Origin of the sequence: Pseudomonas syringae pv. cilantro, assembly GCF_001293775.1 — a bacterium.
In the GTDB taxonomy this organism is placed as follows: domain Bacteria; phylum Pseudomonadota; class Gammaproteobacteria; order Pseudomonadales; family Pseudomonadaceae; genus Aquipseudomonas; species Aquipseudomonas syringae_P.
Window position 1 is genome coordinate 363583 of sequence record NZ_LGLN01000013.1, and the last position, 212, is coordinate 363794.

Below are 212 nucleotides of genomic sequence, written 5' to 3' on the forward strand. Positions count from 1 at the left end.
GTGTTGGGTTCGACCGTCTGTTCGGACTTGCGTCCGAACAGACGGTCGCGCAACAGCTTGATCTGTTCTTTCAGATCAACGATGTGGGTGGCGTAAGCTTCTTTGGCGTCCTGCGCTTCAAGCAGCATCTGCTTAAGCAAAACGGGATCGTCAGGAAGATCTTCAGGCATCAGTTTCATGCCCGGATTATACCCGTCAGGCGACGAATCTTG

At 52.8% G+C, this 212-nt stretch carries 1 protein-coding gene; it reads right to left on the reverse strand.

Annotated features, from left to right (window positions below):
• Positions 1-179: transposase (locus ABJ99_RS28045; RefSeq protein ID WP_230080978.1), on the reverse strand; the 179-nt coding region annotated here is incomplete at its 3' end.
• Positions 180-212: the final 33 nt, after the last annotated feature.